General features: G+C 71.3%; 18 protein-coding genes. 9 read left to right on the top strand and 9 right to left on the bottom strand.

All coding sequences use genetic code 11. From position 1 onward, the window contains the following. Positions 1–27 precede the first annotated feature (27 nt). Positions 28–948, top strand: a complete 921-nt coding sequence (locus tag ABII15_RS07580) for a PD-(D/E)XK nuclease family protein (RefSeq protein WP_353941496.1) — start codon at positions 28–30, stop codon at positions 946–948. A 38-nt stretch (positions 949–986) separates the two neighbouring features. After that, complete coding sequence (locus tag ABII15_RS07585) at positions 987–1,658, top strand: response regulator transcription factor (protein ID WP_111665813.1); 672 nt, start codon at positions 987–989, stop codon at positions 1,656–1,658. 71 nt (positions 1,659–1,729) lie between these two features. Here the strand turns inward: ABII15_RS07585 and ABII15_RS07590 are convergent, their stop codons facing one another. The 3 genes from ABII15_RS07590 to metH form a co-directional block, all read right to left on the bottom strand. After that, complete coding sequence (locus ABII15_RS07590; protein ID WP_353941497.1) at positions 1,730–3,334, bottom strand: ABC transporter substrate-binding protein; 1,605 nt, start codon at positions 3,332–3,334, stop codon at positions 1,730–1,732. Positions 3,335–3,709: 375 nt separating this feature from the next. Beyond that, a complete protein-coding gene (locus ABII15_RS07595; protein ID WP_353941498.1) occupies positions 3,710–4,405 on the bottom strand; it encodes an HAD family phosphatase in 696 nt (231 codons plus the stop codon). An 88-nt stretch (positions 4,406–4,493) separates the two neighbouring features. Continuing rightward, complete coding sequence (gene metH / locus ABII15_RS07600) at positions 4,494–8,012, bottom strand: methionine synthase (RefSeq protein WP_353941499.1); 3,519 nt, start codon at positions 8,010–8,012, stop codon at positions 4,494–4,496. A 270-nt stretch (positions 8,013–8,282) separates the two neighbouring features. Here metH and ABII15_RS07605 point away from each other — a divergent pair, with 270 nt between their 5' ends. The 5 genes from ABII15_RS07605 to ABII15_RS07625 all read left to right on the top strand — a co-directional run bounded on the left by ABII15_RS07605 (position 8,283) and on the right by ABII15_RS07625 (position 14,562). Continuing rightward, positions 8,283–9,056 carry an IclR family transcriptional regulator gene (locus ABII15_RS07605; RefSeq protein WP_353941500.1) on the top strand — a complete coding sequence of 258 codons (774 nt, stop codon included), beginning with the start codon at positions 8,283–8,285 and terminating at the stop codon, positions 9,054–9,056. 322 nt (positions 9,057–9,378) lie between these two features. Then, positions 9,379–10,170, top strand: a complete 792-nt coding sequence (locus ABII15_RS07610; RefSeq protein ID WP_353941501.1) for an MIP/aquaporin family protein — start codon at positions 9,379–9,381, stop codon at positions 10,168–10,170. Between the two features lie 57 nt (positions 10,171–10,227). Beyond that, entirely contained in the window at positions 10,228–11,766 is a 1,539-nt protein-coding gene (glpK, locus tag ABII15_RS07615; RefSeq protein ID WP_353941502.1) for a glycerol kinase GlpK, read from the top strand. Between the two features lie 8 nt (positions 11,767–11,774). Continuing rightward, the gene (locus ABII15_RS07620; RefSeq protein WP_353941503.1) at positions 11,775–13,388 is read left to right on the top strand and encodes a glycerol-3-phosphate dehydrogenase/oxidase; all 1,614 of its coding nucleotides are present in this window, start codon (positions 11,775–11,777) and stop codon (positions 13,386–13,388) included. Positions 13,389–13,503: 115 nt separating this feature from the next. Continuing rightward, entirely contained in the window at positions 13,504–14,562 is a 1,059-nt protein-coding gene (locus tag ABII15_RS07625) for an LLM class flavin-dependent oxidoreductase (protein ID WP_353941504.1), read from the top strand. Between the two features lie 4 nt (positions 14,563–14,566). Here the strand turns inward: ABII15_RS07625 and ABII15_RS07630 are convergent, their stop codons facing one another. The 5 genes from ABII15_RS07630 to ABII15_RS07650 form a co-directional block, all read right to left on the bottom strand. Then, positions 14,567–15,097, bottom strand: coding sequence for a MarR family transcriptional regulator (locus tag ABII15_RS07630; RefSeq protein WP_353941505.1), 531 nt, complete (start codon positions 15,095–15,097; stop codon positions 14,567–14,569). Positions 15,098–15,198: 101 nt separating this feature from the next. Next, positions 15,199–15,801, bottom strand: a complete 603-nt coding sequence (locus tag ABII15_RS07635) for an SRPBCC family protein (protein WP_353941506.1) — start codon at positions 15,799–15,801, stop codon at positions 15,199–15,201. A gap of 22 nt (positions 15,802–15,823) precedes the next feature. Next, the gene (locus ABII15_RS07640; protein WP_353941507.1) at positions 15,824–18,184 is read right to left on the bottom strand and encodes a xanthine dehydrogenase family protein molybdopterin-binding subunit; all 2,361 of its coding nucleotides are present in this window, start codon (positions 18,182–18,184) and stop codon (positions 15,824–15,826) included. Between the two features lie 5 nt (positions 18,185–18,189). Then, positions 18,190–18,750 (bottom strand): (2Fe-2S)-binding protein, encoded by a 561-nt coding sequence (locus ABII15_RS07645; RefSeq protein ID WP_353941508.1) that lies wholly within the window; start codon positions 18,748–18,750, stop codon positions 18,190–18,192. 14 nt (positions 18,751–18,764) lie between these two features. Continuing rightward, positions 18,765–19,625: a xanthine dehydrogenase family protein subunit M gene (locus tag ABII15_RS07650; RefSeq protein WP_353941509.1), complete on the bottom strand. Its 861-nt coding sequence runs from the start codon at positions 19,623–19,625 to the stop codon at positions 18,765–18,767. A 128-nt stretch (positions 19,626–19,753) separates the two neighbouring features. Here ABII15_RS07650 and ABII15_RS07655 point away from each other — a divergent pair, with 128 nt between their 5' ends. Both ABII15_RS07655 and ABII15_RS07660 read left to right on the top strand, forming a co-directional pair. Further along, positions 19,754–20,911, top strand: a complete 1,158-nt coding sequence (locus ABII15_RS07655) for an XdhC/CoxI family protein (protein ID WP_353941510.1) — start codon at positions 19,754–19,756, stop codon at positions 20,909–20,911. Positions 20,912–20,948: 37 nt separating this feature from the next. Continuing rightward, positions 20,949–22,076 (top strand): TetR family transcriptional regulator, encoded by a 1,128-nt coding sequence (locus ABII15_RS07660; protein ID WP_353941511.1) that lies wholly within the window; start codon positions 20,949–20,951, stop codon positions 22,074–22,076. A 95-nt stretch (positions 22,077–22,171) separates the two neighbouring features. Here ABII15_RS07660 and ABII15_RS07665 read toward each other — a convergent pair whose 3' ends face one another. Beyond that, positions 22,172–23,536 (bottom strand): MFS transporter, encoded by a 1,365-nt coding sequence (locus ABII15_RS07665; RefSeq protein ID WP_353941512.1) that lies wholly within the window; start codon positions 23,534–23,536, stop codon positions 22,172–22,174. Between the last annotated feature and the right edge of the window lie 255 nt (positions 23,537–23,791).

Consider the following 23,791-nt stretch of genomic DNA (forward strand, 5'->3'; position numbering starts at 1 on the left):
CGGTGGCGGGCCGTAACGTGGTGAGGCATGGAGACCAGTACGAAGACGGGCGCTGAGAGCGGCCCCGAGAAGCCCGCCGCGCGGCCGGCCTCGCTGTCGCCCTCGCGCGCGAGCGATTTCATGCAGTGCCCGTTGCTGTACCGGTTCCGGGTGATCGACAAGCTGCCGGAGAAGCCGAGCGAGGCGGCGACCAGAGGCACCCTGGTCCATGCCGTGCTGGAGCGGCTCTTCGACGCCCCGGCCCTGGAGCGGACGGCGTCGCGCGCCAAGTCGCTGATTCCGGGGCAGTGGGACCGGCTGCGGGAGGCGCGGCCGGAGCTGGCCGAGCTGTTCGCGGATACCGACGAGGGTGCCGCGGGCGAGCGGATGGCCCGCTGGCTCGGGGACGCCGAGCGGCTGGTCGAGCGCTGGTTCACGCTGGAGGACCCGACGCGTCTGGAGCCCGCCGAGCGGGAGCTGTTCGTCGAGGCCGAGCTGGAGTCGGGACTCAAGCTGCGCGGGATCATCGACCGGGTCGACGTGGCGCCGACCGGTGACGTGCGGATCGTCGACTACAAGACGGGCAAGGCGCCCCGCCCCGAGTACGCCGAGGGCGCCCTGTTCCAGATGAAGTTCTACGCGCTGGTGGTGTGGCGGCTGAAGGGCGTCGTGCCGCGGCGCCTGCAGCTCGTGTATCTCGGGAGCGGGGACGTCATCACGTACGACCCGGTCGTCTCCGACCTGGAGCGGGTGGAGCGGAAGCTGCACGCGCTGTGGGAGGCGATCCAGCTGGCCACGGAGAGCGGGGACTGGCGGCCGCGGCCGACGAAGCTGTGCGGCTGGTGCGATCACCAGGCCGTCTGTCCGGAATTCGGGGGTACTCCCCCGCCCTATCCGCTGCAGATCGTGGCGGCCGTGCCGCCGCCCGCGCAGGAGTCGGTCAGGGTGGCCGAGTCGGGCGAGGCGTAGCAGGGCAGAATGGGCCCGGACTATCGAAGGAGTGTTTCGTGGCGATCCGTGTCCTACTGGTCGACGACCAGCCTCTGCTGCGTACGGGTTTCCGGATGATTCTGGAGGCCGAGCAGGACATCGCGGTCGTCGGTGAGGCCGGGGACGGCCTCCAGGCGCTCGATCAGGTGCGCGCGCTGCAGCCCGATGTGGTGCTGATGGACATCCGGATGCCGCGGATGGACGGGGTCGAGGCGACCCGGCAGATCACCGGTCCGGGGCGGGACGGCCCGGCGAAGGTGCTGGTCCTCACGACCTTCGATCTGGACGAGTACGTCGTGGAGGCGCTGAAGGCGGGTGCCAGTGGCTTCCTCCTCAAGGACGCCCCGGCCAATGAGCTGGTGCAGGCGATCCGGGTGGTGGCCGCCGGTGAGGCGATGCTGGCGCCGAGCATCACGCGCCGGCTGCTCGACAAGTACGCGGACCATCTGCCGTCGGGCGACGAGCCGGTTCCGGACACGCTGCACACGCTGACCGAGCGCGAGGTCGAGGTGCTCAAGCTGGTCGCGCGCGGGCTGTCGAACGCGGAGATCGCCGCCGACCTGTTCGTGAGCGAGACGACGGTGAAGACCCATGTCGGCCATGTGCTGACGAAGCTGGGACTGCGCGACCGGGTGCAGGCGGCGGTGTACGCGTACGAGAGCGGGCTCGTCCGGCCGGGCGCCCAGTAGTCCTGACGACAGCGTGAAGGCGGCGGTCACCTTTCGGTGGCCGCCGCCTTCATGTGCGTACGGGGACGGGATCAGCCGCTGACGCCGCGGCCCAGCTCCCAGAGCTGGAGCAGCGAGGTGGCGGACAGGGCCCACTCGGCGCCGGTGATGTCGTCGCCGGCGGCGATGTACTGCTTGCTCTGGGTCAGCGGCAGCATCGGGACGTCGTCGGCGACCATGTCCTGGATCCGCTTCAGCGTCTTGGACGCGGCCGCGCGGTCGGACTCACGGCGCGAGGCGGGGATGAGGTCGCGCGTGATGGTGGAGTTCGTGTACGTCGACGCGAGGAAGTTGTCCTTGTCGAGGAACGGCGCCAGGAAGTTGTCGGCGTCGGGGAAGTCGGCGACCCAGCCCATGCCGTAGACCTGGTACTTGCCGGCCAGCTCCTCGGCGCGGAACTTGCTCCACTTCTTGGTCTCGTGGATCTCGGTCTTGAACAGGCCGCTGTCGTCGAGCTGCTGGGCCAGCAGCTCGAACTGCTTCTTCATGACCGGGCCGTAGTGGTCCTGCGTGTAGTGCAGCGAGAGCTTGACGGGCGTGGTGATGCCCGCCCGGTGCAGGATCTCGGCCGCCTTCGCCTTGTCCGGGTCGTTGTACTGGTTGAAGAACGAGTTGGCGTGGCCCACGACGCCGGCGGGGACGAGCGAGTACAGCGACTGGGAGGTCGACTTGTACGCCTCGGAGGCTATCTGCCCGCGGTCGACGACCTGGGCGATCGCCTGGCGGACGGCCTTGTCGCCCACCTGGCCCTGCTTGAGCGAGAAGCCGAGGAAGTTGGTCTCCAGGCCCTGCGTCGCGACGAAGTTGACGCCGTCGGGCACCTTGGCCGAGTACTTGGCGATCTGATCGGGCGTCAGCGTCCGGCCCATGACGTCGATGTCGCCCTTTTCGAGGGCGGTCTCCATGGCCTCGGCGCTGGACATCGAGCGCATCTCGACCGTGTCGCTGTTGACCTTGAACTGGCCCTTGTAGTGCGGGTTCTTGCTGAAGGTCGCCTTGACGACCTTCTTGTCCTTGACCTCGGTCTTCAGCGTGTAGACGCCGGACCCGCTGATGTCGAAGCCGTCGCGGAGCTTGTTCTTCGCGTAGTCGTCGGGGTTGACGAGGGCGGCGGCCGGGGTGGTCAGCTTGTACGGGAAGGTCGCGTCCGGCGTGTTGAGGTGGAAGACGACCTCGCGCTTGCCGACGACCTCGACGGTGTCGATCGTCGAGAGCAGACCCGCGATACCGCTGTCGCTGTCGATGCCGCGGACGCGGTCGATCGAGTACTTCACGTCGGCCGCCGTGACCGGCGTGCCGTCGGAGAACTGCAGGCCGTCCCGCAGCTTGCACGCGTAGCGCTCGCTGCCGCTGTCGGTGAACCCGCAGCTCTCCGCCGCCTCCGGGGTCGGCTCGCCGCCGCCCTTGGGCACCGCCACGAGGGTCTGCAGGGTCTGCTGCAGCACGTTCCACACGCCCGCGTCGTAGGAGTACGCCGGGTCGAACGGGGCCGGGGTGTCGGGGGTGAGCTCGAACTGGTCGGTCGTACCCACCACGATGGCATCGCCACCACTACCGCTGTCCGAGCCTCCGCACGCGGCCAGCGCAGGGGCGAGCAGGCCGACGACGGCCGACAGCACCAGAGTCTTGCGGTTCATGCTCGACGTTCTCCAGAGCTTGACCCACTCGAGTCCGGCGCGGAGTGGGCGACTGGAGCACGAGGGGTGGGGCGATGTTCTCGCGACGAGATTAATGTGCGCGCCACCGGGTCTCACATGCGCCGGTTCCGGGCGCCCATCACGCTGTGAAACCGGGTGTGGACGCACCGAAAACGCCTCAGGAGGAAGGTTCATCGCAGGGGGCGACCAATCGGGACACATGGGCACGCCCGAGCGGGCCGAAAGGGGACACCCAGCACGCCCGGGCGGACCTGTCGACCCACGGGGAAGTGGGAAAGGTCACACAACCAACTCATTTGACGCGTGCGGCACTTCGGCCGCTCTCCGGCCGCGGCGCGCGGCGCGGGCCGCCTGTCAGGGCGTCATGAGGCCGTGCAGGAAAGGCAGGTTGACGTGTTCGAGGGAGGGCACGACGGTGCGCCGGTGGGCCGGCTCGATGGGGGCGACGGACGGGACGGCGACGACGTGGCAGCCGGCGGCCTCGGCGGCGGCGACCCCGGTGGCGGTGTCCTCGATGACGGCGCAGCGCTCCGGTGCGGCGCCGAGTCCGGCGGCGGCGATCAGATACGGGTCGGGGTGCGGCTTGGTGCGGGCGACCTCGTCGCCGGCGATGGTGAGGTGGAAGTTGGCGGGGCCGAGCGAGTGCAGGACGCGGTCGATGATGCGCCGGTGGGAGGCGGAGACGAGCGCGGTCGGCACCCGCTGGGCGGCGAGTTCGCCGAGCAGCCGCGCGGCGCCCGGCATCAGCGGCAGGTTCTGCCCGATGCGCCGCTCGAAGGCGTCGTTGAGCAGCACGGACACCTCGGGCACGGAGATGTCGGCACCGGTCGCCTCGATGAGGAAGCCCGCGCTGCGGGTCATGGGGCCGCCGACGACGACCTGCTTCCAGGCCGGGTCGAGGGTGTGCCCGAGGTCGGCGAAGACGGCGGATTCCGCGTCCCACCAGAACCCCTCGGTGTCGACGAGGGTCCCGTCCATGTCGAGGAGTACGGCCTGAAGGGCAGACCCTTCGGCCGTTCGGGTACCGAGTGCGGGGACCGTACTGGTCATCCGGGCACACCTCCATGAGGGACGAAGAGGCCGGCCCCCTTGCGGGGACCGGCCTGCGCTGGACGGACCAGTGTACGACTGCTCCCGATTACCGCGCGTTGAAGTACTTCGCCTCGGGGTGATGGATGACGATGGCGTCGGTGGACTGCTCGGGGTGGAGCTGGAACTCCTCGCTGAGGTGGACGCCGATCCGCTCCGGCTGGAGCAGGTCGGCGATCTTGGCGCGGTCCTCCAGGTTGGGGCAGGCGCCGTAGCCGAGGGAGAAGCGGGCGCCCCGGTACTTCAGGGCGAACATGTCCTCCATCTCGGCGGGGTCCTCGCCGGAGAAGCCCAGCTCGGAGCGGACGCGGGCGTGCCAGTACTCGGCGAGGGCCTCGGCCAACTGCACGGACAGGCCGTGCAGTTCGAGGTAGTCGCGGTAGGAGTTCGCGGCGAACAGCTCGGCGGTGGCCTCGCCGATCCTCGAGCCGACGGTGACGACCTGGAGGCCGACGACGTCGGTCTCGCCGGACTCTTCAGGGCGGAAGAAGTCGGCCAGGCACAGGCGGCGGCCGCGGCGCTGGCGCGGGAAGGAGAAGCGGGTCCGCTCGTTGCCGTCGTCGTCGAGGATGATCAGGTCGTCGCCCTTGGAGACGCAGGGGAAGTAGCCGTGCACGACGGCCGCTTCCAGCATGTTCTTGGTGTGCAGCTCGTCGAGCCAGCCGCGCAGCCGCGGGCGGCCCTCGCTCTCCACCAGCTCCTCGTAGGTCGGTCCGTCACCGGTGCGCGCCTGCTTCAGGCCCCACTGGCCCTTGAACAGGGCGCCCTCGTCGAGCCAGGAGGCGTACTCCTTGAGCTGGATGCCCTTGATGACGCGGGTGCCCCAGAAGGGCGGCTCCGGCACCGGGTTGTCGACGGCGACGTCCGAGCGCACCGGGCCCTCGTCGGGCTGCTCCTCGACGGTCACGGCGGCGGCCCTGACCCGGCGCTGCTTCAGTTCGGGCAGGGTGGCGCCGGGGACGCCGCGCTTGACCGCGATCAGGGCGTCCATCAGACGCAGGCCCTCGAACGCGTCGCGGGCGTAGCGGACTTCGCCCTCATAGATTTCGTGCAGGTCCTGCTCGACGTAGGCGCGGGTGAGGGCGGCGCCGCCGAGGATCACCGGGTAGTCGGCCGCCAGCTTGCGCTGGTTCAGCTCCTGAAGGTTCTCCTTCATGATCACCGTGGACTTGACCAGCAGACCGGACATGCCGATCACGTCGGCCCGGTGCTCCGCGGCCGCGTCCAGGATCGCCGAGACCGGCTGCTTGATGCCCAGATTGACCACGTTGTAGCCGTTGTTCGACAGGATGATGTCGACGAGGTTCTTGCCGATGTCGTGGACGTCGCCGCGCACCGTGGCCAGCACGATGGTGCCCTTGCCCTCGGAGTCCGACTTCTCCATGTGCGGCTCCAGATAGGCCACCGCGTTCTTCATCACCTCGGCGGACTGCAGCACGAACGGCAGCTGCATCTGCCCGGAGCCGAACAGCTCACCGACCACCTTCATGCCCTCGAGCAGCGTGTCGTTGACGATGTCCAGCGCCGGGGTGGTCGACAGGGCGTCGTCGAGGTCGGCCTCCAGGCCGTTCTTCTCACCGTCGATGATGCGCCGCTTAAGGCGCTCCTCCAGCGGCAGCGCCGCCAGCTCCTCGGCCTTGCCGGCCTTGAGGGACTTGGCGGTGGCGCCCTCGAAGAGCGCCATCAGCTTCTGCAACGGGTCATAACCCTCGCTGCGCCGGTCGTAGATCAGGTCCAGGGCGGTGGTGACCTGCTCCTCGTCGAACCGCGCGATCGGCAGGATCTTCGAGGCATGCACGATCGCCGAGTCCAGACCCGCCTTCACACACTCGTCCAGGAACACCGAGTTCAGCACGATGCGGGCGGCCGGGTTCAGGCCGAAGGAGATGTTCGACAACCCCAGCGTGGTCTGCACGTCCGGGTGGCGCTTCTTCAGCTCGCGGATCGCCCCGATGGTGGCGATGCCGTCGCCCCGGGACTCCTCCTGACCGGTGCAGATGGTGAAGGTCAGGGTGTCGATGAGGATGTCCGACTCACGGATCCCCCAGTTCGTCGTCAGATCGGCGATGAGGCGCTCGGCGATGGCGACCTTGTGCTCGACCGTGCGGGCCTGGCCCTCCTCGTCGATGGTCAGCGCGATCAGCGCCGCCCCGTGCTCCCGCGCCAGCCGGGTGACCTTCGCGAACCGCGACTCGGGGCCGTCGCCGTCCTCGTAATTGACGGAGTTGATGACCGCGCGGCCGCCCAGCATCTCCAGGCCGGCCTGGAGGACGGGGACCTCGGTGGAGTCCAGGACGACCGGCAGGGTGGAGGCGGTGGCGAAACGGCCCGCCAGCTCCTTCATGTCGGCGACACCGTCGCGGCCCACATAGTCGACGCACAGGTCGAGCATGTGCGCGCCCTCACGGATCTGGTCACGCGCCATCTCGACACAGTCGTCCCAGCGGGCCTCCAGCATCGCCTCACGGAACTTCTTCGAACCATTGGCGTTCGTCCGCTCCCCGATCGCCAGATACGCGGTGTCCTGACGGAACGGCACCGTCTGATAGAGCGAGGCGGCACCCGGCTCGGGGCGCGGGCTGCGCTCGGGCGGGGTCATCTCGCGGACCCGCTCCACGACCTGGCGCAGGTGCTCGGGGGTGGAGCCGCAGCAGCCGCCGACCAGCTGGAGGCCGTAGCTGTTGATGAAGTTCTCCTGCGCGTCCGCCATCTCCGGCGGGGTGAGCGGGAAGTGCGCGCCGTCCTTGCCGAGGATGGGCAGACCGGCGTTCGGCATGCACATCAGCGGAGTCGTGGAGTGCTGCGCGAGGTAGCGCAGGTGCTCGCTCATCTCGGCCGGACCGGTGGAGCAGTTCAGGCCGATCAGGTCGATGCCGAGCGGCTCCAGGGCGGTCAGCGCCGCGCCGATCTCCGAGCCGAGCAGCATCACGCCGGTGGTCTCGAAGGCGAGGGAGCAGATCAGCGGGACCGAGACGCCGAGGGCGTCCATGGCGCGGCGGGCGCCGATCAGGGACGACTTGGTCTGGAGCAGGTCCTGGCTGGTCTCGACGATCAGCGCGTCCGCGCCGCCGGCGAGCAGGCCCTCGGCGTTCTGCTGGTAGCCGTCGCGGATCGTGGCGTAGTCGATGTGGCCGAGGGAGGGCAGCTTGGTGCCGGGGCCGATCGAGCCGAGGACGAAGCGCTGCTGTCCGGTGTTCGCGGTGAATTCGTCGGCGACCTCGCGGGCGATCCGCGCGCCGGCCTCGGACAGCTCGACGATCCGGTCGGCGATCTCGTACTCGGTGGCCGCGGTGAAGTTGGAGCCGAAGGTGTTGGTCTCGACGCAGTCCACTCCGACGGCGTAGTACGCCTCGTGGACGGAGCGGACGATGTCCGGGCGCGTGACGTTGAGGATCTCGTTGCAGCCCTCGAGGTCCTGGAAGTCCTCGAGCGTGGGATCCTGCGCCTGCAGCATGGTGCCCATCGCACCGTCGGCGACCACGACACGGGAGGCGAGGGCCTGCCGTAGGGCGTCCACGCGAGCGCGGGGATCAGTGGCGGCGGATGCGGGCGTCGGCAACGAGGCCATGAAAGTGCTCCCTGAGGTGCGACGGCTGTCGGCTTTGCGGCTCCACTTCTGGAGGCGCACCCGGTCAGGGTAGCCGGGACCTTCGTCCTTCAGTGCAGACGTCCACGAGCCGGACTGGAGCGAACACCGGGTCACGGCGGTCCTGGGCGGACGTCCGGGGTCGGCGGGCCGGAATAATGACGCGCGGCGCGTTAGCAGAGGTCGGCAACGACCGATACTGTTCAGCATTGCCGAACGTTGGTGAGTGGACCGAGGGAGGAAGGGGCTGCGATGGCACGCAACATCCAGTCGCTGGAACGGGCCGCGGCGATGCTCCGGCTTCTCGCGGGCGGTGAGCGCAGACTCGGCCTCTCGGACATCGCCTCCGCGCTCGGCCTGGCGAAGGGCACCGCGCACGGCATCCTGCGCACCCTCCAGGCCGAGGGCTTCGTGGAGCAGGACGCCGCGTCCGGGCGCTATCAGCTGGGCGCGGAGCTGCTGCGCCTGGGCAACAGCTATCTGGACGTGCACGAGCTGCGGGCCCGCGCCCTCGTCTGGACCGACGACCTGGCCCGCTCCAGCGGCGAGGCCGTCTATCTGGGGGTGCTGCACCAGCAGGGCGTCCTGATCGTGCACCACGTCTTCCGGCCCGACGACAGCCGGCAGGTGCTGGAGGTCGGCGCGATGCATCCGCTGCACTCGACGGCGCTGGGCAAGGTCATCTCCGCGTACGACCCGGTCGCGCACAGCGAGGTCGCCGAGACCGAGCGCAAGGAGTTCACGGCCCGGACGGTCACCGGGCTCACCGAGTTCGAGTCGGTGCTCGACCTGACCCGCGCGCGCGGGTACGCCGAGGACGTCGAGGAGACCTGGGAGGGCGTGGCCTCGGTCGCGGCGCCGATCCACGACCGGCACCGGATGCCGGTGGGCGCGATCGGCATCACCGGCGCGGTGGAGCGGGTCTGCAAGCCCGACGAGCAGGGCGTGCCGCGGGCCGAGCTGATCGCCGCCGTGCGCGACTGCGCCCGCGCCGTCTCCCGCGATCTGGGCGCCAGCCGCTTCTGACCCCGGCCCCGTCCGGGCCCCCTTCGGCCCCGTCCGGCTCCGCCCGCGGACGGGGCCCCGTCATGTCCGGAAACGGTCAAGGTGCAGAGCACACCGATCCGCGCGACGATCGAGGGGCCTGCATCCAGCGTGTGGGCGGCGATAGGCGGGAACGATCAATAACGATCGTGGTTTCGATAACAGAACCCTTGACGATTCAGTGAACGCGGGGCGAGACTCGCGTCCATCGGTCGACATTGTCGAACACCTACCGGCAATAAGCGTTAGAGTGTGGACAAGGCCAGGCCGCAATTCCCCTGGACGAAGGACAAAGGAGTCGCGGGTGTCCAGCTCCGACATCTTCATCGGCGAGACCATAGGTACCGCCGTGCTCATCCTGCTGGGCGGTGGCGTCTGCGCCGCCGTCACTTTCAAGCGCTCGAAGGCGTACAACGCCGGCTGGGTCGCCATCGCCTTCGGTTGGGGCTTCGCGGTCCTGACCGGCGCCTACCTCGCCGGTGGCGTCTCGGGCGCCCACCTGAACCCCGCGGTCACCATCGGCCTGGCCATCGAGGGCGGCACGAAGTGGAGCGACGTACCGCTCTACCTGGGCTCCCAGCTCCTCGGCGCGATGATCGGCGCCGTGCTGGTCTGGGCGACGTACTACGGACAGTTCCGCGCGCACCTCACCGACCCGGAGATCATCGCGGCGCAGCCCGACGACGAGGGCCTGGTCGACCAGAAGGCCGCGCCCGAGGCCGGCCCCGTGCTCGGCATCTTCTCCACGGGCCCGGAGATCCGGAACACCGTGCAGAACCTGATCACGGAGATCATCGCGACGGTCGTGCTGGTCCTCGCCATCCTCACGCAGGGCCTGAACGACGGCGGCAACGGCCTGGGCACCCTCGGCGCCCTGATCACCGCGCTCGTCGTGGTCGGCATCGGTCTCTCGCTCGGTGGCCCCACGGGCTACGCGATCAACCCGGTCCGTGACCTCGGCCCGCGCATCGTGCACGCCCTTCTCCCGCTGCCCAACAAGGGCGGCTCCGACTGGACGTACGCCTGGATCCCGGTCGCGGGTCCGCTGATCGGCGGCGCCATCGCCGGTGGCCTCTACAACCTCGCGTTCAAGTAGGCCGCCCCGCCGCCAGCACTCCGCCCGAGCCGCACCGAGAACTTTCAGGAGCACCCCGTGACCGACGCACACACCGCAGGCCCCTTCATCGCCGCCATCGACCAGGGCACGACGTCCAGCCGCTGCATCGTCTTCGACAAGGACGGCCGGATCGTCTCGGTCGACCAGAAGGAGCACGAGCAGATCTTCCCGAAGCCGGGCTGGGTCGAGCACGACGCGACCGAGATCTGGGCGAACGTCCAGGAGGTCGTCGCCGGGGCCATCACCAAGGCCGGCATCACGCGCGACGACATCAAGGCCATCGGCATCACCAACCAGCGTGAGACGACGCTGCTCTGGGACAAGAACACCGGTGAGCCCGTCCACAACGCCATCGTCTGGCAGGACACCCGCACCGACGCCCTCTGCCGCGAGCTGGGCCGCAACGTCGGACAGGACCGCTTCCGCCGCGAGACCGGCCTGCCGCTGGCCTCCTACTTCGCCGGCCCCAAGGCCCGCTGGCTGCTCGACAACGTCGAGGGCCTGCGCGAGCGCGCCGAGCGCGGCGACATCCTCTTCGGCACCATGGACAGCTGGGTCATCTGGAACCTGACCGGCGGTGTCGACGGCGGCAAGCACGTCACCGACGTCACCAACGCCTCGCGCACCATGCTGATGAACCTGCACGAGATGCAGTGGGACGAGCGCATCTGCTCCTCCATCGGCGTGCCCATGTCGATGCTGCCGGAGATCCGCTCCTCCGCCGAGGTCTACGGCGAGGTCACCGGCGGGAAGCTCGGCGACGTGCTGGGCGGGATCCCCGTCGCCTCGGCGCTCGGCGACCAGCAGGCGGCCCTGTTCGGCCAGACCTGTTTCGCCGAGGGCGAGGCCAAGTCCACGTACGGCACCGGCACCTTCATGCTGATCAACACCGGTGACAAGGCCATCAACTCCTACTCGGGCCTGCTGACCACGGTCGGCTACCAGATCGGCGACGCCAAGCCGGTCTACGCCCTGGAGGGCTCCATCGCCGTCACCGGTTCGCTGGTGCAGTGGATGCGCGACCAGATGGGCCTGATCAAGTCGGCCGCCGAGATCGAGACGCTGGCCTCCAGCGTCGAGGACAACGGCGGCGCGTACTTCGTGCCCGCCTTCTCCGGCCTGTTCGCCCCGTACTGGCGGCCCGACGCCCGCGGTGTGATCACCGGTCTGACCCGGTACGTCACCAAGGCGCACATCGCGCGCGCCGTCCTGGAGGCCACGGCCTGGCAGACCCGCGAGATCAGCGACGCCATGACGAAGGACTCCGGCGTCGAGCTGACCGCGCTCAAGGTCGACGGCGGCATGACCTCCAACAACCTGCTGATGCAGACCCTCTCGGATGTCCTGGACGCCCCGGTGGTGCGCCCGATGGTCGCCGAGACGACCTGCCTCGGTGCCGCTTACGCCGCCGGTCTCGCCGTCGGCTTCTGGTCCAGCACCGACGACCTGCGTGCCAACTGGCGCCGGGCCGCCGAGTGGACCCCCCGCATGGACGCGGACACCCGCGACCGTGAGTACAAGAACTGGCTCAAGGCCGTGCAGCGGTCCATGGGCTGGCTCGAAGACGAGGAGTAAGACCCCAGATGAACACCCCCACCCTGCAGACCGTGCCTGCCCTCGGAACGCACCCCGTCGCCGGCTCCAACCCGAGCCGCGCCGAGACCCGCGAGCAGCTTTCCAAGGCGACGTACGACCTCCTGGTCATCGGCGGCGGCATCCTGGGCATCTCCACTGCCTGGCATGCGGCGCAGTCCGGTCTCAGGGTGGCCCTGGTCGACGCCGGCGACTTCGCCGGCGCCACCTCCTCCGCCTCGTCCAAGCTGCTCCACGGCGGCTTGCGCTACCTCCAGACCGGCGCGGTCAAGCTCGTCGCGGAGAACCACTTCGAGCGGCGCGCGGTGTCCCGGAACGTGGCCCCGCACCTCGCCAACCCGCTCACCTTCTACCTGCCCGTGTACAAGGGCGGCCCGCACGGCGCGGCCAAGCTGGGCGCGGGTGTCTTCGCGTACAGCGCGCTGTCGGCGTTCGGCGACGGCGTCGGGCACCTGCTCTCCCCCGCCAAGGCCCAGCAGGACGTGCCGGAGCTGCGCACCGAGAACCTGAAGGCCGTGGCCGTGTACGGCGACGACCAGATGAACGACGCGCGGATGGCGCTGATGACCGTACGCGCCGCCGTCGACGCGGGCGCCGTGGTCCTCAACCACGCCGAGGTCACCGGGCTGCGCTTCACCAAGGGCCGGGTCACCGGCGCCGAGCTGAAGGACCGGACGGACGGCGAGGAGTTCGGTGTCAGCGCCCGTCTCGTGCTGAACGCGACCGGCCCGTGGGTCGACCACCTGCGCAAGCTGGAGGACCCGAACGCGGCGCCGTCCATCCGCCTGTCCAAGGGCGCGCACCTGGTCATGAAGCGGACCTCGCCGTGGAAGGCCGCGCTCGCCACCCCGATCGACAAGTACCGCATCACCTTCGCCCTCCCCTGGGAGGACATGCTGCTGCTCGGTACGACCGACGAGGAGTACGAGGGCGACCCGGCGGACGTCTCGGTCACCGAGAAGGACATCGAGCAGATCCTCGACGAGGCCGCCTTCTCCGTGCGCGACCAGCAGCTCAAGCGGGAGCTGATGACGTACGCGTTCGCCGGTCTGCGGGTGCTGCCGGGCGGCCCCGGCGACACCTCGAAGGCCAAGCGCGAGACGGTCGTCACCGAGGGCAAGGGCGGCATGCTGTCCGTCGCGGGCGGCAAGTGGACGACGTTCCGGCACATCGGCCGTACGGTCATGAAGAAGCTGGAGTCGCTGCCCGGCCACCCGCTCGGCGACGACTTCGAGCCGATCAGCGACCTGCCGAAGCGGATGCCGCTGCCGGGCGTCGCCAACCCGCGCGCCGTCGCGCACCGCCTCCTGGTCGACAACCCGGCGCCCGGCCCGCGGATGGCCGCCGACACCGCCAAGCACCTGGCGACGCACTACGGATCGCTGGCCTTCGACATCGCGCGCCTCGCGAACGAGAACCCGGAGCTGGCCGCGCGCGTCCACCCGGACGCGCCGGAGATCTGGGCGCAGGTCGCCTACGCCCGGGACCACGAGTGGGCCGAGACGGCGGACGACGTGCTGCGCCGCCGGACGACGCTGACGATCCGGGGCCTGGCGACGGACGAGATCCGCGGCAAGGTGGAGGACCTGCTCGGCAAGAAGTGACACCGAGACGGCGCTGAGGGGCGGCTCCCACGGGGGGAGCCGCCCCTTCGCGCTGTCCGGAGCGCTGCCATGCCGCGTACACACGTCCGCAACGTCCGGGCGCGAGAGTGAGGACATGAAGTTCCAGGTCCTCTCCATCATCGGGCACGCCCCGCATCCGCTCACCGGTGAACTCCCCACGGCCGCCGACCGGTTGGCGCAGGTCCTCGACGTCGGCTGGGCAGCCGAGGAGCTGGGCTACGACGCGTACGCGGTCGGCGAGCGGCACGCGGGGGCGTTCCTGTCGTCGAGCCCGACAGTCGTCCTCGGGGCGCTGGCGGCGCGCACCTCCCGGATCCGGTTGCTGACCGGGGTGACGGTAGTCGCGATCCTGGACCCCGTGCGGGTCGCGGAGGACTACGCGACGCTCGACCAAATCTCGCGCGGACGTGTCGAGTTGGTCGTCGGCAAGGGCGCCGAGGCCGGACACTTCGATCTGTTCGGGCTCGACGAGGCCCGCCAGTGGGACCTCCAGAAGGAGAAGTACGAGCTGCTGCGGCGGCTGTGGACCGAGGAGGGCGTCGACTGGGAGGGAGAGTTCCGGCCCGCGCTGAAGGGGGTGACGACGGTGCCGCGCCCGTACGCCGGGCCGCCCCGGATCTGGCACGGCTCGGCGACCTCCCTCAACTCCCCCGAGCTGGCGGCCAAGCACGGCGATCCGCTGTTCACGGCGAACGCGATCCAGCCGCGGGCCGCGTACGCGAAGCTGATCGACCACTACCGGGAGCGGTTCGCGGCGTACGGGCACGACCCGGCCGACGCGCACGTGGCGGCGGGGTCGGGCGGGCTGCTCATCGCGGACACGCACGAGCAGGCGGTGGCCCGCTACCGGGACCTGTACGAGGCGAGGGTCGCGCAGACCTTCAAGCCGCATCTGGCCGGGAAGGCGGGCTACAACACGCCGTTCCGGACGATCGAGGACGCCATCGCGGACGGGCCGCAGCTGATCGGCTCGCCGCAGCAGATCATCGACAAGATCCTCGGGTACCACGAGGTGTACCGGCACGATCTGCAGTCGGTCACGGTCGACGGGTTCGGGCAGGGCACGAACGAGCAGATCGAGACCTTGCAGCGGTTCGCCGAGGAGATCGCGCCCGTGGTGCGGGCCGAGGCGCCCAGCACGCTGTGGGAGTGAGCGCTCAGCTCTCCCCGTCCGGCCCCGAGTCGACGATCGAGTGCTCCAACTTGCCCAGCAGCCGGGCGAGTTGGCGCCGCTCGGACGGGGAGAGGCCGGCGAGCATCCGGTTCTCGTTGTCCAGGTGCTCGGTGAACACCTCGTCGACCTTGGCGAGCCCCGCGTCGGTGAGCCGCGAGTAGACGACGCGCCGGTCGACGGCGTCGCGCTCGCGCACGATCAGGCCGTCCTTCTCCAGACGGTCCATGCGCAGGGTGACACCGGCCGAGGAGACCAGCCCGGAGTCGGCGAGCTGGCCGGCGGTGAGCCGGTACGGGGTGCCCGAGCGGCGCAGCGCGGTCAGCACGTCGAACCCGGCGACGGACAGGCCGTGCCGCTCGATCGACGCGTTGAGCTTGGTGTTGTACCGCAGGAACGAGCGGTGCAGCCGGGCCAGCACCTCCAGCGGGGAGGTGTCGAGTTCGGGCCGCTCGCGGGCCCAGTCCGCCACGATCTGTGTCACGGCGTCCTGCCGCGTCGCCTTCCGCTCGGCCATCCCGTCCCCTCGCGCAGCTCCCGGGTGGGCGCGTGGTCCTACGCCCCTGAAAATTCTATCCCTGAAGCGATCACGCGCCGTCCACCGTCGGCGGGGGCCGGTCAGCGCGTGCGGCGGCCGAGCACCCGGATCAGCACCACGGCGGCGAGCACGGCGGCGGCCGGGACGGCGGCCTTGCGCAGCAGGACCGGCAGGGCGGCGGCGCCGAGGTCGACGGCCTCGGGCTCGGCGGCGCCCGCGGCGAGGGGCGCCGGGGCGGTCTCCGGGGCGCTGAGCAGTTCTCGCAGCCGGTCGGCGAACTGGCCCACGATGCGGTCGCCGACCTCGGTCATGATGCCGCGGCCGAACTGCGCGGGCCGGCCGGTGATGTCGAGGTCGGTGCGGACCCGTACGCGGGTGCCTGCGGGGTCGTCGGTGAGTTCGGCGGTGACGGTGGCGGAGGCGGTGCCCGCGCCGCGGGTCTCGCTGCCGCTGAGGTCGAGGCGCAGGCTGCGGGCGTTCTCGTCGCGGGCGACGGTGCCCTCGCCGCGGTAGCTCATCTGCACGGCGCCGACCTTGACCTTGACCCGGCCGGTGAAGGTGTCGCCGTCGAGGGTGTCGAGGACCGCGCCGGGCATGCAGGGGGCGACGCGGGCGAGGTCGTGGAAGAGCTTCCAGGCGTCGTCGGGCGCGGCCGGGACGGTGAAGGTGTGGTCGAGCTGCATGGTCGGGGCGTCCAATCGTGGGTCAGCTGGTGGCCGCGGGCGTGGTGGCGCGCAGCAGGTCGCGGATGCGGCTCGGGGAGAGCGGGCCGCGGCGGACGACGACGCCGAAGGGGCGCAGGGCGTCCTCGACGGCGTTCGCGAGGACGGCCTGCGGGGCGATGGCGCCGCCCTCGCCGAGGCCCTTCACGCCGAGGTCGTTCATCGGGCTCGGGGAGTGGATCTCGTCCATGTCGAGGTCGGGGATCTCGGAGGAGGTGGGGACGAGGTAGTCCATGTACGTGCCGGTGCGGGGCTGGCCGTCGGGGCCGTAGATCATCTCCTCGTAGAGGGCGCCGCCGATGCCCTGGGCGATGCCGCCGGTGACCTGGCCCTCGGCGATGAGCGGGTTGACGATGACGCCCGCGTCGTGGACGACGACGTACTGGAGGATCTCCAGCTCGCCGGTGTGCTCGTCGACCTCGACGACGGCGGCGTGCGCGCCGCTGGCGACGGCGAAGCCGGGCGGGCGGAAGTGGACGGTCTCGCTGAGTTCGGTGCCGTGCCGTCCGTCGGTGGGCTCGGGGGTGCCGGGCAGCGGGGCGCGGCCGGCGAGTTCGGCGAGGGTGAGGGTGGGCCCGCCGTCGGTCTTGGTGGTGAACACGCCGTCGGTGAGGGTGAGTTCGGCGACGGGCACGCCGAGGCGGCGGGCGGCGGCGTCGAGCGCCTTCTCGCGGACGAGCCTTCCGGCGCGGTGGGTGGCGTTGCCCGCGTTGACGAGGGCGCGGCTGGCGATGGTGCCGACGCCGAAGGGTGTCTTGTCGGTGTCGCCGCCGACCACGTCGATGACGTCGAGCGGGACGCCGAGCGCGTCGGCGGCGATCTGCGCCATGGACGTGCGGTGGCCCTGGCCCTGGGAGGGGGCGCCGATGGCGAGCTTGACGCGTCCGCTGGGGGCGATGTCGATGCGGGCGGTCTCGAAGGGGCCGAGTCCGGTGGCCTCGATGTACATGGCGTAGCCGACGCCGACGTGCTTGCCCTCGGGCCGCTCCCCGGTCGGTACGTCGACCTTGGCGCGGGCTCTGCGCAGCAGTTCGGGGAAGTCTCCGGAGTCGTACGACTGGGGGTTGCCGGAGCGGTCGACGAGGCCGGTGGTGTACGGCATGTCGTCGGGGCCGATGAGGTTGCGGGCCCGCAACTCGGCCGGTTCGAGGCCGAGTTCGGCGGCGAGCCGGTCCATGGCGCGCTCCATCGCGAAGACCGTCTCGGGGCGTCCGGCGCCCCGGTAGGGCGTGGCGAAGGCGGTGTTGGTGAGGACGCCGACGACGTCGATGTCGACGTGCGGGACGCGGTAGGGGCCGAGCAGATGGCACAGCGAGTTGTACGGGACGACGAGGCCCGTCATGTTGTACGCGCCGAAGTTGACGGTGATGCGGTCGCGGACGGCGAGCAGTTTCCCGTCGGCGTCGGCGGCGAGTTCGATGCGGTGGATCTGTTCGCGGGCGTGGCTGGCGGCGGTGAGGTTCTCGCTCCGGTCCTCGCGCCAGACGACCGGTCGGCCCAACTCCCGCGCCGCGTACGGGATCAGCAGCTCCTCGACGTAGAGGATGCCCTTCTGGCCGAAGCCGCCGCCGACGTCGGTGGCGATGACGCGGACGGTCTCGGAGTCGCGGCCCAGGGTGTGCGCGACGGCCTCGCGGACTCGGTGCGGGGTCTGGGTGTTGGACCAGACGGTGAGCTCGGAGCTGTAGGGGTCGACGCGGGCGGCGACGGCGCGGGTCTCGATGGGTGAGGCGACGTAGCGGTGGGCGTGGAACTCCTCGCTGATCACGGTGTGCGCGGCGGCGAACGCCCGCTCCGGGTCGCCGACCCGGGTGGCGACCGCGACGGCCGTGTTGTCGGGGAGGTCGTCGTGGAGCAGCGGGGCGTCAGCCGTGAGGGCGAGGTCCGGGTCGACGAGGACGGGGAGCGGGCTGTAGCGGACCTCGATCAGTTCCAGGGCGTCCTCGGCGAGGTAGCGGTTCTCGGCGAGGACGAGCGCGACGGGCTGGCCGACGTAGTGCACCTTCTCGGTGGCGAGCAGCGGCATCGGGGTGATGGCGACGCGCGGGTCGAGGAGTTCGGCGAGGCGGGGCGGCGTGCGCAGCTCCTCGCGGTTGAGGAGGGCGGGCAGGTGGGCGACGTCGGCGCCGGTCCAGACGGCGACGACGCCGGGGGCCTCGCGGGCGGCCTTCACGTCGACGGAGTCGATCCGGGCGTGGGCGTGCGGGCTGCGCAGGACGGCGGCCTCGGCGGCGCCGGGCAGGTCGATGTCGTCGACGTAGCGGCCGTTGCCGCGCAGCAGCCGGTCGTCCTCGACGCGCGGGACGGGGCGGCCGATCCAGGCGGTCTGCTCCTTGGGCGGCATACGGGTCACTCCTCGGGCTCGGCGTCGGCGTAGGTCGCGTCGAGGGCCTGGCCCAGGGCGCGGCGGATGTTGCGGTAGCCGGTGCAGCGGCACAGGTGGCCGCTGAGGGCGTCGGCGACCTCGGTGTCGTCGGGCCGTGCGTCCTGTTCGGTCAGGGCGGTCGCCGTCATCAGGAAGCCGGGGGTGCAGAAGCCGCACTGCATGCCGTGGCACTCGTGGAAGGCGCGCTGTACGGGAGTGAGCGGCGCGTCGCCCGGTGCCAGGCTCTCGACGGTGCGCAGCTCGGCGCCCTCGCACTGGACGGCGAGGGTGAGGCAGGAGCGGACGGGGGCGCCGTCGACGAGGACGGTGCAGGCGCCGCAGACGCCGTGCTCGCAGCCGACGTGGGTGCCGGTGAGGCGGAGCCGGTCGCGCAGGAAGTCGCTGAGCAGCAGCCGGGATTCGACCTGCGCGGTGACGGGCGCGCCGTTCACGGTGAGGCGTATCTCGTGCCAGCCGGAGGGTTCGGCGAGCGGCGGGGTCCGTGCGGGGCGGGGTGCGGGGGTCACGGGGGTCGTCGGTGTCACTGGGGTCACTGGGGTCATCGGGTGCGCTCCCATGCGGTGGTGCAGGCGCGGCCGAGGAGGTGGGCGGCGGCCTCGCGGCGGTAGGCGGCGGTGGCGTGGACGTCGTCGGCCGGGGTGAGGTGGGCGAGGGCCGCTTCTCGGGCGGCGGCGCGGGCGGCCGGGCCCGCGTCGGTGCCGGTCAGCGCCTCTTCCACGGCGGGCAGCCGGACGGGGACGGGGCCGACGCCGCAGAAGACGGCGCGGGCGTCGCTCACCCGCTCTTCGGCACGGGACAGCAGGACGGCGACGCCGACGGTGGCGAAGTCACCGTGCCTGCGGGTGAGTTCCTCGAAGGCCCAGCCGGATCGCCGCGGCGGCAGGACGACCTCGGTGAGCAGTTCGTCGGGTTCGACGGCGGTCTGGAAGGTGGCGACGAAGAAGTCCTCGGCGGCGACGGTCCGCGTGCCGGACGGGCCCGCGGTCACGAAGCGGGCGTCCGACGCGAGGGCGGCGGTGGGGAGTTCGGCGGCCGGGTCGTGGTGGACGAGGCTGCCGCACACGGTGCCCCGGGCGCGGATCTGCGGGTGTCCGATGTGGCCGATCGCGGCGGCGAGCAGCGGCCAGCCGGTGCGGACGGCCGGGTCGGCGGCGGCACGGGCCTGGCGGACGGCCGCGCCGATGTGCAGGGCGCCGGAGGCGTCGACCTCGATGCGGTCGAGGCCGGGGATGCGGGTGATGTCGACGAGCAGGCCGGGGCGGGCGAGCCGCATGCCCAGCATGGGGATCAGCGACTGGCCGCCGGCCACCACCTTGGGGTCGCGGTCCTCGTCGGCGAGCAGGGCCAGCGCCTCCGGGACCGTGCGGGGCGCGCTGTAGTCGAAGGGTGTCGGTTTCAAGCGTGTGCCACCTCGCCTCTCGGGATCATGCCTCTCGAGCCATGTATCTAATAGCTGAAATGATTGACACTGAACTATCTTCTTGGCAAGAGGCTGTGGGAAAGGTTGCCGAGAAAGGTTCTGAAGTGATGCGTCATGTGATCGACCAGGCCGCCGCGTGGCAGGCCGAAGGGGTCCGCTTCGCGCTGGCCACGGTGGTCCGCACCGTGGGCTCGGCCCCGCATCCGGTGGGCACGTCCATGCTCGTCGCTGCCGACGGCCGGGTCGTCGGCAGCGTCTCCGGCGGGTGCGTGGAGGCGACGGTGTGCGCGGTCGCCGAGGAGGTCCTTTCCGGCGCGGGGCCCGCTCGCGAGACGTACGGGGTGAGCGACGACGACGCCTTCTCGGTGGGGCTGACCTGCGGCGGGACGATCGAGGTGACGGTCCGCGAGATGACCGGCGGCAGCCCGCTGGACCGGCTGGCGGCGGCCGTCGCGGACCGGGTCCCGGTGGCGCTGGTGACCCCGCTCGACGGGGGTGGCGACGCCCTCCTGACGGGCCCCGCGGGCACCTCGGGATCGCTCGGCGACCCACGCCTGGACCGGGCCGCGCGGGACGCGGCCGCAGGGCTCCTCGCGCGCGGCGAGAGCGGCGTCGTACGGGTCGGGCAGGCCGCTCCGGGCCCCGGCTGCGCGCCCGAACGGGACCTTTTCGTACGGTCCTTCGGGGCGCCGCCCCGGCTCCTGGTCTTCGGCGCCGTCGACTTCGCGCGCCCGCTGGTGCGGATCGGCGCCCTGCTCGGGTACCGGGCGACGGTGTGCGACGCGCGGCCCGCCTTCGCGACGCCCGCGCGCTTCCCGGAGGCCGCCGAGGTCGTCACGGACCGCCCGCACCGCTGGCTCGCCGCGCACGAGGACCTGGTCGACGCGTCGACCGCGATCTGCGTCCTCACCCACGACGCGCGCTTCGACGTGCCCGTCCTCGAACGGGCGCTGCGCGGGCGGGCCGGGTACGTCGGCGCGATGGGCAGCCGGCGCACCCACGAGGACCGGCTCGCCCGGCTGCGGGCGGCGGGTCTCGACGCCGCCGCCCTGGACCGGCTGCGCTCCCCCATCGGCCTCGACCTCGGCGGGCGCGGCCCCGAGGAGACGGCCGTGTCGATCGTGGCGGAGATCGTCGCCGCGCGCCGGGGCGGCACCGGACGCCCGCTGAGCGAGCTGGGCGGGCCTGTGCACGCCGCGCACTTTCTTTTGAACACTCGTTCCGAAGAGGTCCACGAGCCGCATCTTTTGAACGTACGTTCATAAATCGCGCACCACCGAACGCTTCGTCTAATGTGGCGACGTGGACGCAGAGCAGGAGAAACCCCCGGAGAACGAGCGGCGGCGCGGCCGCGCCCACGACCCCGAGGGCAACCGGCGGGCCGTGCTCGCGGCGGCCCGCAGACTGTTCGCGGCCCACGGCTATCAAGGGGTCGGCATCCGGGCCATCGCGGCCGAGTCCGGGGTGACGCCGGGGCTCGTGATGGCGTACTTCGGCTCCAAGGACGGGCTCTTCCGCGCCGTCGTCGGCGAGGGCACCGGCGTCACGGCCCATGTGCTCGACGAGGCGGGCAACGACCCGGCCGGTCTGCCGCAGGCGCTCGCCCACTCCTACCTGGAGCGCTGGGACCGCCTCTCCGCGCAGGACCCGCTCGCCGCGCTGATCCGCTCGGCCCTCAACCACCCGCCGAGCGCGGAGCAGTTGGCCGGGATGCTGGAACGCCTGGTGACCGGACCGCTCACGGGCGTGCTCGGCGACTCGTCCGAGGCGCGGGCCCGGATCGGGCTGATCCGCAGCATCCTGTTCGGCGTCATCATGGAGCGCTATCTCTTCGCCCATGAACCGGCGCGCTCGGTGCCGACGGCCGAGCTGGAGCCCCTGCTCGCGGCGGTGCTCACGGCCGCGGTCGGCGGGGCGGAGGCGCCGGCGGCTCCGGTACCCGCTCCCGCGGCGGCACCGCCGGACGACGACAACGCCCCCGCGACCGACGCCGACACCCGGGTCTTCGCCACGCTCACCGACTGCGCCGCCCGCTACCGCGCCCTGATCGGCCGGGTCGTCAAGCGGCACGGGATCGGTCTCGCCGCGTTCGACGTGCTCGCCGAGCTGCGGCGCGCGGGCGCGCCCCACCGGCGCACCATGAGTGAACTCGCGGCGGCGGGCGCGGTCCGGGCCGGCGGGATGACCCAGCACGCCGACCGGCTGGCCGGGGCCGGGCTCATCGAGCGCGAGCGCGACGACCGCGACCGGCGCGTGGTGTGGCTGCGGCTGACCCCGGCGGGCCGTGACCTGGTGGACCGGGTGGCCGAGGAGCGCCGGGCCGGTGAACGGGATCTCCTCGACCGGCTGCGCCCCGACGAGCGCCGCCGCCTCGACGTGCTGCTGGCCGCACTGGGCCGCACCTTGACGGAGTCGGCCGACGCCCACTGACGCCCGCCCGGACTCCCCCGGCGCCCGGCGGCGCCCGTCGACAGCGCGACGGCGCCGGTCCCCCGCGCAGGGATCCGGCGCCGCGCACAGTCCGCCTACGCGTTCAGCTCCTCCAGCGTCTTCCCCTTCGTCTCCACGGCGAACAGCGCGATCACCGCGCCGACCACGGCCACCCCGGCCAGTTGGGCGAAGACGAGACCGAGGCTGCCGCCCGCGCCGAGGATCGCGCCGACCGTGACGGGGCCGAGGATCACCCCGAGCCGGTTCCACAGGCCGCCGAACGCCGCTCCCCTGGCCCGGTTGGAGGTCGGGTAGAGCTCCGGCGAGTAGAGGTAGAGGCCCGCGTTGATCGCGTAGACGAAGAACGTCGTGCACGAGGCGAACACCGCGACCTGGAGCCCCGAGGTGACGCCGGTGAGGGCGAGGACGCCGAGCGCGAGCGCGGTGCCGCCCAGCGCGGCGACCAGTGCGGGGCGCCGGCCGACCCGGTCGATGACGAGCGCGACGACGAAGGTGCCGACCAGCCCCGTGAGGTTGCTCAGGAGCGTGTAGACGAGCGCCGTGGTCAGGTCCAGGCCGAAGTTCTTCGTGTACAGGGACGGCAGCCAGGTCGAGATGCCGTGGTTGACGTAGTACGCGACGAACCACAGGCCCGAGAGCACGGCCGTGCGGCGCAGATAGCGGCCGGTGAACAGATCGCGCAGGCGGCCCCGCGTCACTTCCTCGGCGGGCTCGTCCGAGGGCCGGGGCAGCGGCTCGCCGACCGCCCGCTCGACCTCCGCCTCGATCCGGGCGATGACCTGTTCGGCTTCCTCGACCCGGCCCTGCGACAGCAGCCAGCGGGGCGATTCGGCGACCTGCCGGGGCAGCAGGACGGCGACCAGGACGGGCAGCGCGCCGAGCACGAACATCGCGCGCCAGCCGAGGTTCGGCACCACCCACACCGCGACGAGGCTGGCCGCCGCGAGTCCGGCCGGGAAGATCATCTCGTAGAGCAGGACGAAGCGGCCGCGCTTGTCGGAGCGGGAGATCTCGTTGATGTAGGTGGCCGCGACCGGGACGACGCCGCCGATGCCGAGACCCTGGACGAACCGGAAGAGGGAGAACAGTTCGATCCCGTTCGCCAGCGCCACGGCGAGGCTGGCGACGCCGGTAATCCCCACGCCGAGCGCGACCGTCCGCACCCGACCGATCCGGTCACCGAGCCAGCCCGCGACCAGCGCGCCGAGCAGCATGCCGATGGAGCCGGCGGTGACCGCGAAGGTCGCCTGCCCCGTCGAGAGGTTCCAGTCCTTGGTCAGGACGGGCAGGGCGGAGGCGGCCAGGAGCTGGTCGAAGGCCTCGAAGAACGTCACGGCGCCGATCAGGAATCGGACCTTGACGTGCCAGCGGGAGTGCGGCAGCCGTTCGAGCCTGGCCGCGATCGAGCCGAGGCCCTGTGTGCCGGCCACAGTCGTCATAGAGGGGGTCCTTCCGCGAACACGCGAGACAGGGGAGTTCCGCAGACAGTAGGAGCCGACACCTAAGCGGTCAATGGTTAGGCACTTAGACATATAGAGAGTGACCCCACCGTCACTCGCACGTAACTGATGCTGCGCAACGGGGAGTCGACCGGAGGAAGCCGCCGTGATCGAGGGTCTTGCGGAGAATCATTTAAGCGCTTAGATTTCTAGCGCTTCAGCGATTCCGCACCTGCTCCGCTCTGGAGGTACCGC

Source organism: Streptomyces sp. HUAS MG91 (genome assembly GCF_040529335.1).
Lineage (GTDB): Bacteria > Actinomycetota > Actinomycetes > Streptomycetales > Streptomycetaceae > Streptomyces > Streptomyces tabacisoli.